Below are 15,073 nucleotides of genomic sequence, written 5' to 3'. Positions count from 1 at the left end.
AGGAGGAGATCCCGTCAGCCATCGGATGACTGTCATGAGATGGTCACTGATAGCTTACGCGAAACGCATACAATGGCAGAGTACTTTAAATAGCTGACGCCAAGGTGCGCATTGCAGCCCCGACGAGAACCTCTGGAGTAGACCCCACTATGTCCCGTAAGACTTCACTATCTGGATTCCACGAATGGCTACCGCAGGAACGCCTCGTTGAACTCCATGTGCTTCACACTTTGGCAGAAGTCTTTGAACTCCATGGATTTGCAAACATAGAGACCCGCGCAGTTGAACCACTGGGTACGCTCTTGCGCAAAGGTGAGATCGACAAAGAGGTCTACACGGTTTCTCGGATCCACGACACTGAAGCCCCAGACCCGACCGACACGTCGCGGCTGGCCTTACACTTCGACCTGACAGTACCGTTTGCCCGGTACGTGACAGAAAATGCGGGACACCTCGCGTTTCCCTTCCGCCGTTACCAAATCCAAAAAGTCTGGCGTGGTGAACGGCCCCAAGAAGGCCGTGCCCGGGAATTTACCCAGGCCGATATCGACATCGTGGGCGATGGCGCCCTGGACTTCCGCCATGACATCGACGTTGCCTTAGTTATGGCTGAGGCTCTATCACGCCTGCCGATCGGCCAGTTTCTCATACGAATCAATAACCGAAAACTGGCCGAGGGTTTCTACCGGGGGATTGGCCTGGAAGACACCGCTGGTGTGTTACGCAATATCGATAAGCTCGAAAAAATCGGGGCCGCACAAGTATCCCAGGGACTCCAAGATGAGCTTGGTGCAAGCCCCCAGCAGGCTGAGCAGGCATTAGCGCTTGCCCAGATTCGTGCCGAAGATTCATCCTTTGTCGACGAAGTCCGTGCACTCGGTGTGCAAAACGAGTTGCTCGACGAAGGACTGCGGGAACTCGCCGAGGTGATCGACGAGCTGCATAAACGGGTCCCGGGCACTGCCGTTGCTGATTTATCTATTGCGCGTGGACTGGACTATTACACCGGCACCGTCTACGAAACGAATCTTGTCGGCCACGAAGAGCTTGGTTCTATCTGTTCTGGGGGCCGGTACGACGCGCTGGCAACCAAAGGCAAACGCACCTTCCCCGGGGTGGGCTTATCCATCGGTGTAACACGCCTCTTATCCCGACTGTTCTCTCAGCAGCTTGTAGAGGCCAGTCGCAGCGTACCGACCACTGTGTACGTCGCTTTAACTTCGGACGAAGACTGGTCAGCGGCGCAAGATATCGCACAGGCATTGCGTACCCGAGGCATCAAGACCGAGGTGGCCACAAAGGCCGAAAAATTTGGCAAGCAAATTCGCCACGCAGATCGACGTGGCATACCGTATGTCTGGTTCACGACTTCGGAGAATGACATTGTCACGCACGAAGTCAAAGACATCCGTTCGGGTGAGCAAGTACCAGCAGATCCAAACACCTGGCTGCCCCCGCAGGAAGATCTGACACCCCAGATCAAACAACTTGACCCAACCCATGCGGCAGCTCAACGGTAGACTAGCGCCGAACTAGATCAGTTTTATACAACTCGTAGATTCAAAGGGGAAACACAACGTGCTTCGCACCCATCAACTCGGCAAACTCAACGCCGACCACATCGGCCAGACTGTGACCGTGACAGGCTGGGTAGCCCGCCGTCGTGACCACGGTGGAGTAGCTTTCCTCGACCTGCGCGACGCCTCGGGTGTCGCGCAGATCGTGGTCCATGATGAATCGCAGTTTGATCAGCTGCGCAACGAATACGTTTTGCAGGTCACTGCGGAGGTTAAGGCTCGTCCCGAGGGGAGCGAGAACCGCAATATCGCCTCCGGTGACGTTGAACTCTTTGCCTCTGAAGTCGTGGTATTGAATACCGCAGCTCCGCTCCCATTTCAAATTGATGAGCATGTCGAAGTGGGCGAGGAAGTACGCTTGGCACACCGCTACCTCGACCTACGTCGCCCTGAACCGGCCCGCATCATGCGCCTGCGCTCGGAAGTCAACCGCGTCGCCCGAAACCTGTTGGCAGACCAGGATTACATTGAGGTGGAAACCCCAACGCTGACCCGGTCCACCCCTGAAGGTGCCCGAGATTTTCTGGTTCCGGCTCGGTTAGACCCGGGCTCCTGGTACGCCCTGCCACAATCCCCGCAGTTGTTCAAACAGTTGCTTCAAGTCGGCGGCATCGAACGGTACTACCAGATCGCACGCTGCTACAGAGACGAAGACTTCCGTGCCGACCGCCAGCCGGAATTCACCCAGCTCGATATAGAAGCGTCCTTTGTCGAACAGGACGACGTCATCGAGCTTGCTGAACAGTTGCTGGTCTCCATCTGGAAGCTTATCGGCGTGGACCTGCCTGCTCCGTTCCCGCGGATTACGTACCACGAGGCGATGGACAAATACGGCACGGACAAACCGGATCTGCGCTTCGGTTTAGAACTGACCGAGATGACCGAATATTTCAAAGACACCCCGTTCCGGGTATTCCAGAACGAATACGTCGGCGCGGTCGTCATGCCCGGCGGAGCCTCCCAGCCACGGCGCCAACTGGATGCCTGGCAAGAATGGGCAAAACAACGTGGCGCGCACGGTCTGGCCTATGTTCTGTACAAAGAAGACGGCGAACTCACCGGACCGGTTACGCGCAACATCTCAGATGCAGAGCGCGAGGGGCTGGCTGCCAAAGTCGGCGCCAACCCAGGTGATGCGATCTTCTTTGCCGCCGGGAAACCCAATGAATCCCGCGCCTTGCTGGGTGCCGCGCGCGTTGAAATCGCCCATCGGATCGGACTGATTAAACCGAACTCAGAAGTCCCAGCCGAAGAACAGGACTGGTCCTTTGTATGGGTAGTAGACGCCCCGATGTTCGAACCGGCCGAAAAAGCCGTAGCCGAAGGTGATGTGGCCGTGGGTGATGGCGCATGGACAGCAGTCCACCACGCCTTCACCTCGCCGAAACCAGAATATATGGACACCTTCGACACCAACCCGGGTGAAGCCTTGGCCTACGCCTATGACATCGTCGCCAACGGCAACGAAATCGGCGGCGGGTCGATCCGTATTCATAACCAAGAGGTACAAAAACGCGTCTTCAACATCATGGGCATTTCCAACGAAGACGCTCAAGAAAAATTTGGCTTCCTCCTGGACGCCTTCCAGTATGGAGCCCCACCGCACGGTGGTATTGCCTTTGGTTGGGACCGTATCGTGGCACTGTTAGCCGGCACCGACTCCATCCGTGAAGTCATTGCCTTCCCGAAGACCGGCAACGGTCACGACCCCCTCACCGATGCGCCCGCCCCGATTACCGAGGAACAACGCGCCGAAACCGGTGTCGACTACGTCCCCGAAGAAGACGAAGAAGAAGCCACCGCCAACGCATAAAGCTCTCGCACATCGAAGCCGCCGATCTCAAGAAGTACTAGAGGTCGGCGGTTTCATTTGTGAAGCTGGGTTGTCAGCCAAGAATTTGACCATAACTGAACCACTTACCGAGCCATAAATCTCGTGGGACGCGCTCGTCGACTCCGCATGCAAAGCGCCAAGGAGGCCGAACGTGCCATCATTATTGGTGCCGGAACCGAGAAAATACCCGCTACAGGCAGCTAGCAGAACTACCAGGAGCCGAACAACATGATGTCGAACTGCGAGAGAAATCTTCGCTGTATGTAGCTGCCACACGAGCCCGTGACGAACTCGTGATGACCTGGGTTGGCGAGGTTACTAATTATCTCTTGCGGGCTTTGCAGCCTTCTGAGAAGCACTAGAAGCAAATTATTCGGTCGAGGGTGGAGTAGCTGCTCGAGAGCGGGCGTTTCTGAGGGATCTGATTAGAAGAAAAATCAAGCCTCCACCGAATAAGGCCAGGCCGAGGTAGCCGGCTATGAGTGCATAAAGCGGTCTGAGCATACCGTCGAAGTCCTGCGGGGCAACCGTCGCATGGACGACTGTTATTGCGCAGAGGATAGCAAACATGACACATGCGCTGATGAGGACCCTAAATGAGCCTATCGAACCGTCAGATTGGCTCCACGTGAGCATTCCGCCCAGTATGACTGCCAGACCGAATACGACGCTTGTCAGGGCTAACCAGGCACTATCAGTGAACCAGATGAACACGCCACTGGCAGTGAACGCAACACCAATGACGATCATCATAGTGGCTTTTCGGCGCTCTTGGCGCTGATACTTTTGGGCAGAGTACCTTGAGTTCCAGCTCATATCAGGAGTTTATGTCACACCACGTCGCGGGGCCGCCAAATCATCGGAATCAATCACCAATGTGAAAGGTCCGGTGTTCACCAGCGCTACATCCATCCTCGCCCCGAACTGACCGGTGACTACCTCCAAGCCCTGATCGCGAACCCGTTGCAGGAAGTATTCGTATAACGGCTCCGATTGTTCTGGTCGGGCCGCCTTCGACCACGACGGGCGCCGTCCCTTACGCACATCGGCGTTGAGGGTGAACTGCGATACCACCATCACGGGTGCTTGTAACTCGAGCGCGGACTGTTCGTCGCCGAGGATCCGAAGGTTGACGATCTTGTCTACCAGGGCATCGGCTTGTGTTTGAGTGTCGTCCACGTGGACGCCCAATAAGATCATCAGTCCGGGGCGCGGAAGCTGCCCCACCACCTGCTCTTCAACCGTGACACTGGCAGATGAAACCACTTGTATTACTGCACGCATGGCCCCAAGTGTAGCCGGGAATGTCCACCATCCTGGGCCACCAGTAGAGTAGAGGCGTGCAAGATTTGTTCTCCGCGGCCCAGCCCGACGATGACCACGACTCGATGCAGAGCGCCAAGACCTCCGCTTCGGCGCCGTTGGCCGTGCGGATGCGCCCCCGTACGCTGGATGAAATGGTCGGTCAGCAGCATTTGCTCACCCCGGGTTCACCGCTGCGGAAACTCACCGAGACCAGCGGCCCCGCAAATGTGGGGCCATCGTCAATCATGCTGTACGGCCCACCCGGAACAGGCAAAACTACGCTAGCTCACGTCATTTCTCAGGCCCCGGACCGCAAGTTCGTCGAATTGTCCGCGATCTCAGCTGGCGTCAAGGACGTGCGACGGGTTATGGATCAGGCGCTGGATAACCGTGACCTCTACGGCCGCACCACCATCTTATTTCTCGACGAGATCCACCGGTTCAACAAGGCGCAGCAAGATGCGCTGCTCCCCGGGGTCGAAAACCGGTGGGTCGTACTCGTCGCGGCGACCACCGAAAACCCCTCCTTTTCCGTCGTGGCTCCTTTGATGTCGCGGTCAATCATGCTGACTTTAGAGCCACTGAGTGACGATGACATAGGTGTGCTCATCGACCGCGCCGTGACGGAAGAACGCGGGCTGAACAAGACCGTCGAACTTGATGACGAAGCACGCGACTATCTGATCCGGATGGCCCAAGGCGATGCACGGCGTGCGCTCACCACCCTCGAAGCGGCAGCCGGTGTGAGCCTCGATCAGGCCCAAGATACGGCACACACTCCGGTGGTGACGTTAGATCAAGCGGCGCAGGCAATGGACCAGGCCGTTTTGCGATATGACAAAGACGGCGACCAGCACTACGACGTGATTTCGGCATTCATTAAATCCATCCGCGGCTCAGATGTGGATGCTGCCTTACATTATTTAGCCCGCATGATTCACGCAGGCGAAGATGCTCGGTATATCGCTCGTCGACTCATTGTGCACGCTTCCGAGGATATCGGCATGGCTGATCCCACGGCACTCCAGACCGCTGTGGCAGCTGCTCAGGCGGTTCAGCTAATCGGTATGCCGGAAGGCCGGATCCCGCTTGCTCAAGCCGTCGTCCACTTAGCGACCGCGCCGAAATCTAATGCTGCCTACCAAGGCATAGATCAAGCGCTTGCCGACGTGCGCGCTGGACGTGCTGGGGCCGTTCCGAAACCACTACGAGATGCGCACTACTCGGGTGCGAAAGCTCTGGGCCACGGCGTGGGCTACAAGTACCCCCACTCGTATCCGCATTCGATCGTGAGCCAGCAATATTTGCCAGATGAGTTGTTGGGGCGGCAGTACTACCTGCCGACGAATAACGGCCGTGAACACATGTTGTCGGAGCGAGTCGAACGATTGCGCGCGGTGCTGTACAACCAGCCGAGCACTGACCCACCGACGAGTGCAGAGTCCCCAGCAACGCCACGGTCCGAAACCCACAGCAAGACGACAGCAGACCCCGATACCGCAGATTAGGCGGGGCTAGTTGGAGCTGATAGGATAGCCCTTTGTCTGGCACGTCTTTAAATACAGAAGACGGTAGTAATGACGGTTGGCGGTATAACCCTCAGCTCTCTGGAAAACACTGACATCAGAGGCCAGGAATCACCTGCATTTAGGCTAGTCGGCTTTGTCGTGCAGGGGATGACAAAACCAAGCGATACCGCATGACAAGAAAAGGAAGCCACAACACTATGGCTAAAGGTTTACGTACCCGCCGCACAGTGCGCCACTCTCGCGCACTTGGCATTGCACTGACTCCAAAAGCAGAAAAGTACATGGAGCGCCGCCCATACGGTCCAGGTCAGCACGGTCGTGCACGTCGTCGTGCAGACTCTGACTACTCGGTCCGTCTGAAAGAAAAGCAGCGTCTCCGCGCTATCTACAACATCCGTGAAGCCCAGATGGTCCGCTACTTCAACGAAGCACGCCGCCGTCAGGGTCTGGCCGGTGAAAACCTCGTCGAGATGCTGGAATCTCGTCTTGACGCTCTTGTGCTTCGTGCCGGTTTTGCTCGCACCATTGCTCAGGCCCGTCAGCTGGTTGTCCACCAGCACATCCTCGTCGATGGCCAGCGTGTTGACCGCCCATCATTCCAGGTTAAAGAAGGCCAGATGATTCATGTTGCAGAACGCAGCGAAACCATGGTGCCCTTCCAGATCGCAGCAACCGGGGCACACCAGGAAGTCTTGCCAGATGTGCCAGGCTACCTCGATGTAGAAATCGATAAGCTGCGTGCGAGCTTGGTTCGCGCACCAAAACGTGCCGAAATTCCAGTTTCTATCCAAGAAAACCTGGTCGTCGAGCACTACTCACGCTAAGCCTCGGCTTACACACTCTTCCCGGCTCGGTGGACTTGCTTCGGCAAGGCCCCGGGCCGGTGGTGTCTCACCCGAAAGCTGTTGTCTTCCAGCAGTCATCTACCCACCGCATTGGGTAGAGTAGGGACGGTTATACATCAGAAAGGTTTGCGGTTGTGAAACGAGTATTGCTGGTTGGAGTCGGTGCTGCCATCGGCTGGTATGGACATACCAAGTTATCCCAAGGTCGCGACGCAGCCGCCCTTCGTGCTGAAGAAGCCCTGCGCACGTCACTGTCGCCGGAAAACATCGGACGCAGCATCGGACAAGGTGCCGCTAGTATTCTTGTCGAAACAACGCGATCCTTCTTCGGGACCATGCGAGAGCAAGTCCCCGCGCTCAACCGGGCACAGCCCGCGCCGCCAGTTGTCGAGTACCCTCATCGCGTGGATCCACTACAGGGCGAAGTGACCGAAGTGACCACCGAACGCTCTGCATGACCCACAATATTTTGTACTTTCTTGGACCCACAACCGGCCCGCTGCCGGTTTTCTAGCTCGTGATGGATGAACAGTTATGCAAACACATGAAATAGCTCGTCGTTGGACTGCGTTTTTTGAAAAACACAACCACACCGTAGTGCCTTCGGCGTCGTTGGTTTCACCTGACCCATCGTTGCTGTTTACTGTTGCTGGCATGGTCCCATTCATCCCCTATTTCTTGGGCCAACAGACACCCCCATACACTCGAGCCACTTCTATCCAAAAATGTATTCGTACGGCTGACATCGAAGAAGTTGGCAAAACCGCCCGGCACGGTACCTTCTTCCAGATGGCCGGGAACTTTTCTTTTGGTGACTATTTCAAGGAGGGCGCCATTACGATGGCGTGGGAGCTGCTGACCACCCCACAAGATGAGGGGGGCTTTGGGCTTGATCCCGATCGCTTATGGGCCACCGTTTATGAAGAAGACGATGAGGCATACGCCATTTGGCGCCATGTGGTGAAAATCCCCGAAGAACGTCTGCAGCGCATCGGCAAGGAAGATAATTACTGGCACACTGGCCAACCCGGCCCGGGCGGCCCATGCTCCGAAATTTTCTACGATCGCGGACCAGCATACGGTGCCGAGGGTGGCCCAGCAGCCGACGACACCAGGTACCTAGAAATCTGGAACCTGGTCTTTATGCAATACCAACTCGGAGAAGTTCGCGGCCAAGCAGATTTCGACATCGCAGGCGAACTGGCCAATAAGAATATCGACACCGGGCTAGGTATGGAACGTCTTGCAATGATTTTGCAGGGTGTCGAGAACATGTACGAAACCGACCAGGTCCGCCCGGTGTTGGATCGCGCAGCTGAGCTCGCGGGGGTCACATATACCTCGACGGAGGATCCTGAGGACCGAAACTTCGCCAATGATATGCGCCTGCGGTACGTCGCTGATCATATTCGTTCAGCGTTGATGTTGATTAGTGATGGGGTAGTGCCGGGCAATGAAGGCGGCGGCTATGTACTGCGACGGTTAATCCGTCGTGCAGTGCGAGCGATGCGTCTGATGGGCGTCACGACTGCCGTGCTGCCGGAACTGTTGCCAATTTCGCGCGATGCCATGCGTGGGTCGTATCCCGCAGTGGCCGAAGATTTTGATCGCATATCCCGCATCGCCTATGCCGAAGAGCGCGCATTCCTGCGCACCATTGCAGCAGGCACTACGCGCCTTGAAAGCTCCGTTGCTCAAGCACGCGAAGCCGGTATCGCACTCTCGGGTGATGCCGCGTTTGAACTGCACGACACCTATGGCTTCCCCATCGATCTGACCCTTGAGATGGCCGAAGAGGCGGGGGTCTCGGTCGATCAGGATAAGTTCGTAGAACTCATGCAAGAGCAACGCGAACGCGCCCGAAAGGATGCCAAAGCCAAAAAGACTGGCCACGCCGACACCAGCCTGTACTACCAGGCACACGCCGGCGAAGATACTGTCTTTACCGGCTATACCGAGCACACCACGCAGTCCACGATCCGCTCGCTGTTGATCGACGGTCAGACCGCAGGCGTGGCACAACAGGGTCAAGAAGTCGAAGTCGTCCTGGATGCCACCCCGTTTTACGCCGAAGCCGGCGGGCAAGCAGCAGATAGCGGGTTGATCACAGGTAACGGTTTCGTCATCGAAGTCACCGACGTGCAATCACCCATCAAAGGCTTATCGGTACATCGTGGCATCATCCGTGAAGGTGAAGCGCCAATGGGTGCTGAAGCCGTGGGTGCGATCGACCTCCAACGCCGTCTTGATGCCCAGAAAGCGCACTCGGCCACCCATATCGTGCACGCTGCTCTGCATCAAATCCTGGGTCCGGAAGCAGTACAGGCCGGGTCCTTCAACAAAGAAGGCTACCTACGTTTCGACTTCCGGTGGCAAGACGCGCTTTCCGAAGGAGCACGTCAGGAAGTGGAAGAACTGTCCAACATTGCCATCCGGGATAACTTCACCGTGCACACGATGGAAACAAGTCTGCAAGAAGCCAAAGCCATGGGCGCGATGAGCCTGTTCGGTGAGAAATACGGGGACCGAGTCCGCGTCGTAGAAATCGACGGTGCTTGGTCACGCGAATTGTGCGGCGGCACGCACGTCACCTCCACCGCGGAAATCGGGACGCTAGCGCTACTCAACGAGCAGTCTGTCGGATCGGGTAACCGCCGTGTCGAAGCACTCGTTGGCCTCGACGCGTTCGAACATTTCGCTGCCGAACGTACGCTGGTCAATCAATTATCAGCCATGCTCAAAGCGCCGGCGAGCGACATCCCTGGACGTGTCGAGCAGACGCTGCACAAGTTGCGCGAAGTAGAAAAAGAACTCGCACAACTCCGAGCCCAGCAGCTGATGGCACAAGCAGGTCAGCTTGTCGAAAAAGCCGAAACCGTAGGTGAGGTGACCTTACTGGCTCATAACTTTGGGCCAGTCTCGAGTGCTGACGATCTAAGGTCGGCCGTGCAAGATCTTCGCGATCGTCTCGCCAAGGCAGGTAACCAAAATATCGTGGTCGCCATGATCGGGACCGCAAATAACCGCCCGCTGGTAGTTATAGCTGTCAACGAAGGAGCCCAAGCCCGAGGCCTGAAAGCCGGTACGCTGGTGAAAACCGCCTCACAGGTGTTAGGTGGCGGTGGAGGCGGCAAACCTGACTTAGCCCAAGGTGGCGGACAGGATGTCACTAAGATCGATGAGGCTTTAGCTACCCTCCGCCAGCACATCGAGGCCTCCTAAGCACCGCAAGTGCGCAGAACTCTCCCATGACACAGACACCTCACCACGAACCCGTCAACGGGGTACGGCTCGGAATAGACGTGGGCCGTGCCCGCGTTGGGCTCGCCGCGACCGACCCAGCTGGCATTCTCGCCAGTCCAGTGGCGACCCTGACCCGCGACACCAAAAATCTGAGCGATTTACATCAGATTGTCGAAGCGGTCATTGAACGTAACGCAGTGCGTATCTATGTCGGAGACCCCATTAATCTCAAAGGCAACAGAACGGCATCCACCGAGGATGCTCACCGGTTTGCCCGCCAGCTCAGCACCCTGCTGTTCGAAACCGAGCTCTCAACCGAAGTTAGAATGATTGACGAACGGTTGTCCACGGTCAGTGCCTCGCAGCAACTGCATCAGGCGGGGGTTTCATCGCGCAACCAACGAGCTGTGATTGACCAGCTCGCTGCGGTCGCGATTTTAGAACACGCTATGATGCTCGAACGCAACTCGGGCGTCAATACCGGGGACCTCATCACGCCCGAACAGGAGGAAGAGTTTGACGGATAAAGATCTGCCTGAACAATCTTCCCAACCACATTTCAGTTCACGCCGCGCCCGGCGCGAGTACGAACGTGCTCTTGCAGAAGGTCGCGCCTATGTTCCTTCTGCCGAACCACAGCCCGACCCCAGTGAGGCTCAAACCGGAACAAATAGCCGCGACTCACAAGGCGAGCCCGACCGAGAATTTCATCCGCAGCCACTAGCAGCTGACGGGCCAGGTGGCTTACAACATCGGCCGCAACGCCCCGAAGAACGGCAATATACGCCCGAACTCAATAGCGACCTTGGTGGCCTGAATCCGCTTCCGCAAGACGAGCGCGATTATCCGACGCTCGAAGAGCGTTCAGATACCACAGAGCCACACCAGCCCGACGATGAGAAGTCGCTGGGCTACATGTTGGTCGATGATGAGAGCATCGCAGTCCCCGAACTTGACGAGGAACAGCTCAAAGCACGTCAGGCACGCAAGCGCAAGCGCACTTTGATTATGCTCTCCAGCTTCGGAGTCTTCCTTGGTCTCTTAGCTATCGTGGGTCTTGGTGTGGGCCAACTAGTTGGTTGGACCAATAACGATTATCCGGGCCCGGGCGGCGAGGAAGTAGTATTTGAAGTCAACCCAGGGGAGGGGCCAATCGTGATTGGCAACCGCCTGGTAGACCAAGACATCGTAGCTTCCACCGGAGCGTTTCGTGATGCCCTTGAAGCGGTGAACACCACCTCAGAAATCCAACCCGGTGAATACACGCTGCGGTACGAGATGCCGGCCAGAGACGCCGCCGAGATACTCCTAAGAGTCGGCGTCACCGGTATGAACTACGCGCACGTGAACTCCGGTCATCGCATCGAAGATGTCTATGCCACCTTGGAAGACCGCACCGATTACAGTCTCGAAGAAATAGAGGCGGCTGCGGATCCGGCGAACTATGAAGTACCCGACGAAGCTGAAACACTCGAAGGCTACATTGCCGTCGGGGAATATCACTTCCCCTTAGACGCTTCGCTCGAAGAAATCTTCCAAGAGATGATTGAACCGACACTCGATGAATTCGAACGACTCGAGGTCTCTGACCCGACCGAACAGCATCAGCTGGTCACTGTAGCGTCAATTCTGGAAGCTGAAGCACGGCCCGAAGATTTCGAAACCGTCGCCGGGATCATTGAAAATAGGTTGGATAACTCGAACCCCGAAACCGCAGGATATCTACAAATCGACGCTACCGTCATTTACGGCATGGGCGTCCGCCAGCTGCAGTTTAGCTCCGAAGACCGCCAAGACGAGTCCAACGAGTACAACACCTACGCCCACCGTGGCCTGCCGCCCGGTCCGATTGGCGCCCCCTCGATCGCTGCCCTCGACGCTGCAGCTGACCCCGAAGACAACGAGTATTACTATTGGATCACCACCAATATCGAGACCGGTGAGACGCACTTCTCTACCACGTACGAAGAGCATCGCGAATATCAAGCCGAATATCGAGCTTATTGTGATGAAAACCCGTCCATTTGTGGGCGAGGATAGATGGGACAGTCGGCCACTGTGGCAGAAACGATGCACGCAGCAGTATTGGGCTCGCCGATAGCCCATTCCAAATCACCTGATATGCATCGTGCACTGTATGAGCACCTCGACCTGCCCATCGACTACGACCGTATCGAGGTCACCCTCGATCAGGCGGCTGACTTCATGGCCTCGCTGCCGCAACGTTACGGATCGACCCAACGCCTGGTGGGCTTCTCGGTGACGATGCCGTTGAAAAACGCTCTGGTGCCTCATATGACCACGCTGTCGGAGCGGGTGGAACGACTTGGTGTACTCAATACGGTGGTTTTTGACGAGTCAGGACAGACCCGGGGATATAACACCGACGTCGACGGAATCCGACTGGCCTTGATGCAAGCCGGTTATCAACCATCGCGCGGTGGCACCATGGCGATTCTCGGAGCCGGTGGTACCGCAACGGCCGCTGTAGCGGCTGCCGCCGACATGGGTTTAGATGCGGTTGTACTATATGTACGAAACGCGCAGCGAGCTGCCGAAGCCAGCGCCGTAGCGACACGGTTTGGCCTCGCGGTAGAGATCAAAAGCCTCCCGGAATTTGTTCAGGAGAGCCCTACTCACCAGGCCGTGGTCGCCACCTTGCCGGCACACGCGGCGGACTCGTTAGCCGAACACCTGCCTCACGCTCCGCTGCCGCCATTACTAGAGGTCATCTACGACCCATGGCCCACTGCACTAGCCCAGGCTTGGCGGGCAACGGGCAGTGCGGTTGCTTCCGGAATGGATATGTTGCTGTATCAAGGGGTGGAACAAGCAAAACTTTTCACCCACCGGCTCGTGGACCCCGAATGCGTAGATTGGCAGGACGCGACACAACGCATGGCGAAGGCGCTGGGCCTGGTCAAGCAGTGAAACCAAGACACTAGACAAACATCGACATGAAGCCAGCGCACCTGCGCTGAGCATGAAAGAATCGGGCGTATGATGCGTTGGTTAACAGCAGGAGAATCTCACGGTTCCGGACTCGTGGGAATAATCGAGGGGCTCCCGGCGGGGATTGAGATCACCACCGCCGACATCCAGGAGGCACTTCAACGTCGTCGACTCGGCTATGGTCGCGGCGCGCGAATGAAATTCGAAAAAGATGAGGTCACCATCATCGGCGGGGTCCGTCATGGCGTGACGCTGGGCTCTCCGGTGGCTATTCACATTGCTAACACCGAATGGCCGAAATGGGAAAAGGTCATGAACCCTGACCCAGTTGATCCCGAAGAGATCGAAGGCTTAGCCCGCAATGCGAAACTGACCCGGCCACGTCCCGGCCACGCGGACATGGCAGGGATGCAAAAATTTGGCTTCGACGAGGCACGCCCGTTGCTCGAACGCGCTTCCGCCAGAGAAACCGCTACCCGCGTTGCACTCGGCAGAGTTGCGCAACACTTCCTAGCTCAGCTGGGCATCACCACCGTCTCCCACACCGTGCAAATGGGCGACGTAGCGGTGCCAGATGGATACGAATTTCCCACAGCTGACGACGTAGAGGCTCTAGACGCGGATCCGCTGCGCTGTATCGACTCCCAGGTGTCGGCCAAGATGATCGAGGTCGTTGACGCGACCAAGAAAGCGGGCGAAACCCTCGGGGGTGTTGTGGAAGTGCTCGTGCATAACGCACCCGTTGGCTTAGGCTCGCATATCCACTGGGACCGGCGCTTAGATTCCAAACTGGCAGGGGCTCTTATGGGCATCCAAGCCATGAAAGGTGTCGAAATAGGCGACGGCTTCGCCACGGCGACCCGCGTTGGTTCAGCTGCCCACGACGAGATCCTGCGCACCCCAGAAGGGTCGGTAACACGTGCCACGCACCGTGCCGGCGGCATCGAAGCAGGCATCTCGACCGGTGAACCGATCCGCGTCCGGGTGGCGATGAAGCCAATTGCCACCGTCCCCCGCGCTCTCCAAACGGTAGATGTGGCAACCGGCCAAGCTACCAAAGCCCACCACCAGCGTTCCGATGTCACCGCGGTCCCAGCCTCCGGTGTGGTCGCCGAAGCCATGGTGGCCTTAGTGCTAGCGGAAGAAGTGCTGGAAAAGTTTGGTGGTGACTCGGTTGCGGAAACCAAGCGGAATATGGACAACTACCGTGCCACGCTGCAACGCATTCCAGAACCCACTGAAGAGGTAATCTCCGACGACGCTATGGGTGACCCGCTATAAACATGGAGACACAGGACACTCCGCCGGTCGTGTTGATTGGCCCGATGGGTTCTGGCAAAACCACCGTTGCAAAACACTTAGCTCAACGACTCGGTGCCGGGTTCGTCGATACCGACGACCTTTTCGTTGAACGCCACGGTGTGGTTGCAGACTACTTCGCCGCTCACGGCGAGGCTGCTTTTCGGGACGAAGAAGAAGCTGTGATTGCTGACGCGTTAGCACGCCGCGACCTCGGGGTTATTTCCTTGGGCGGCGGAGCCGTGATTCGGTCGGCTAATCGGGATCTCATCAAACAACACGGCTACGTGGTCTTCTTGGATGTTGCCGAAGACCAGGCGCTGCAACGGTTAGGGGAAGGCGCCGATCGGCCCGTACTGGCTGGGGACCCCGCCGGCAACTGGTCCAGGATTCGCCAAGCGCGCCAGGCCTACTACACAGATTCAGCCCATCGGGTGGTTGATACCTCCGGACTGGACGTGGAGGCTGTGGCGACTAAGATCATCGAAG

At 57.2% G+C, this 15,073-nt stretch carries 12 protein-coding genes and 1 pseudogene; 11 read left to right on the top strand and 2 right to left on the bottom strand.

Annotation, left to right across the window (positions count from 1 at the left end; genetic code table 11):
• The first annotated feature begins 149 nt into the window (after positions 1 to 149).
• Together hisS and aspS are read left to right on the top strand one after the other, a co-directional pair.
• Entirely contained in the window at positions 150 to 1,520 is a 1,371-nt protein-coding gene (gene hisS, locus J2S62_RS07500; RefSeq protein WP_310173188.1) for a histidine--tRNA ligase, read from the top strand.
• 58 nt (positions 1,521 to 1,578) lie between these two features.
• Positions 1,579 to 3,390, top strand: a complete 1,812-nt coding sequence (gene aspS, locus J2S62_RS07495; RefSeq protein WP_310173186.1) for an aspartate--tRNA ligase — start codon at positions 1,579 to 1,581, stop codon at positions 3,388 to 3,390.
• 390 nt (positions 3,391 to 3,780) lie between these two features.
• On the opposite strand, the gene J2S62_RS07490 is transcribed toward aspS, so the two are convergent.
• Together J2S62_RS07490 and dtd are read right to left on the bottom strand one after the other, a co-directional pair.
• Complete coding sequence (locus J2S62_RS07490) at positions 3,781 to 4,227, bottom strand: hypothetical protein (RefSeq protein WP_310173182.1); 447 nt, start codon at positions 4,225 to 4,227, stop codon at positions 3,781 to 3,783.
• 9 nt (positions 4,228 to 4,236) lie between these two features.
• Positions 4,237 to 4,695, bottom strand: coding sequence for a D-aminoacyl-tRNA deacylase (gene dtd / locus J2S62_RS07485; RefSeq protein WP_310173179.1), 459 nt, complete (start codon positions 4,693 to 4,695; stop codon positions 4,237 to 4,239).
• Positions 4,696 to 4,751: 56 nt separating this feature from the next.
• Between dtd and J2S62_RS07480 the strand changes: the two genes are divergently transcribed.
• The 9 genes and pseudogenes from J2S62_RS07480 to J2S62_RS07440 all read left to right on the top strand — a co-directional run.
• Positions 4,752 to 6,224 carry a replication-associated recombination protein A gene (locus tag J2S62_RS07480; protein ID WP_407649925.1) on the top strand — a complete coding sequence of 491 codons (1,473 nt, stop codon included), beginning with the start codon at positions 4,752 to 4,754 and terminating at the stop codon, positions 6,222 to 6,224.
• A 218-nt stretch (positions 6,225 to 6,442) separates the two neighbouring features.
• A complete protein-coding gene (gene rpsD, locus J2S62_RS07475) occupies positions 6,443 to 7,069 on the top strand; it encodes a 30S ribosomal protein S4 (RefSeq protein WP_310173177.1) in 627 nt (208 codons plus the stop codon).
• Positions 7,070 to 7,224: 155 nt separating this feature from the next.
• The gene (locus J2S62_RS07470) at positions 7,225 to 7,548 is read left to right on the top strand and encodes a hypothetical protein (protein ID WP_310173174.1); all 324 of its coding nucleotides are present in this window, start codon (positions 7,225 to 7,227) and stop codon (positions 7,546 to 7,548) included.
• A gap of 76 nt (positions 7,549 to 7,624) precedes the next feature.
• Positions 7,625 to 10,312, top strand: a complete 2,688-nt coding sequence (gene alaS / locus J2S62_RS07465; RefSeq protein WP_310173172.1) for an alanine--tRNA ligase — start codon at positions 7,625 to 7,627, stop codon at positions 10,310 to 10,312.
• A gap of 26 nt (positions 10,313 to 10,338) precedes the next feature.
• Entirely contained in the window at positions 10,339 to 10,860 is a 522-nt protein-coding gene (ruvX, locus tag J2S62_RS07460; RefSeq protein WP_310173170.1) for a Holliday junction resolvase RuvX, read from the top strand.
• Positions 10,850 to 12,373, top strand: coding sequence for an endolytic transglycosylase MltG (mltG, locus tag J2S62_RS07455; RefSeq protein WP_310173167.1), 1,524 nt, complete (start codon positions 10,850 to 10,852; stop codon positions 12,371 to 12,373). The genes ruvX and mltG overlap by 11 nt, the downstream gene beginning before the upstream one ends.
• Before the next feature lie 18 nt (positions 12,374 to 12,391).
• Positions 12,392 to 13,264, top strand: coding sequence for a shikimate dehydrogenase (locus J2S62_RS07450; RefSeq protein ID WP_310173164.1), 873 nt, complete (start codon positions 12,392 to 12,394; stop codon positions 13,262 to 13,264).
• A 69-nt stretch (positions 13,265 to 13,333) separates the two neighbouring features.
• Positions 13,334 to 14,566, top strand: coding sequence for a chorismate synthase (gene aroC, locus J2S62_RS07445; protein ID WP_310173161.1), 1,233 nt, complete (start codon positions 13,334 to 13,336; stop codon positions 14,564 to 14,566).
• A gap of 2 nt (positions 14,567 to 14,568) precedes the next feature.
• Positions 14,569 to 15,060: pseudogene (locus J2S62_RS07440) on the top strand (shikimate kinase); the annotation flags it as partial.
• Between the last annotated feature and the right edge of the window lie 13 nt (positions 15,061 to 15,073).

Source organism: Enteractinococcus fodinae (assembly GCF_031458395.1).
GTDB classification, from domain to species: Bacteria; Actinomycetota; Actinomycetes; order Actinomycetales; family Micrococcaceae; genus Yaniella; species Yaniella fodinae.
This window is presented reverse-complemented; position numbering and strand designations above follow the sequence as displayed.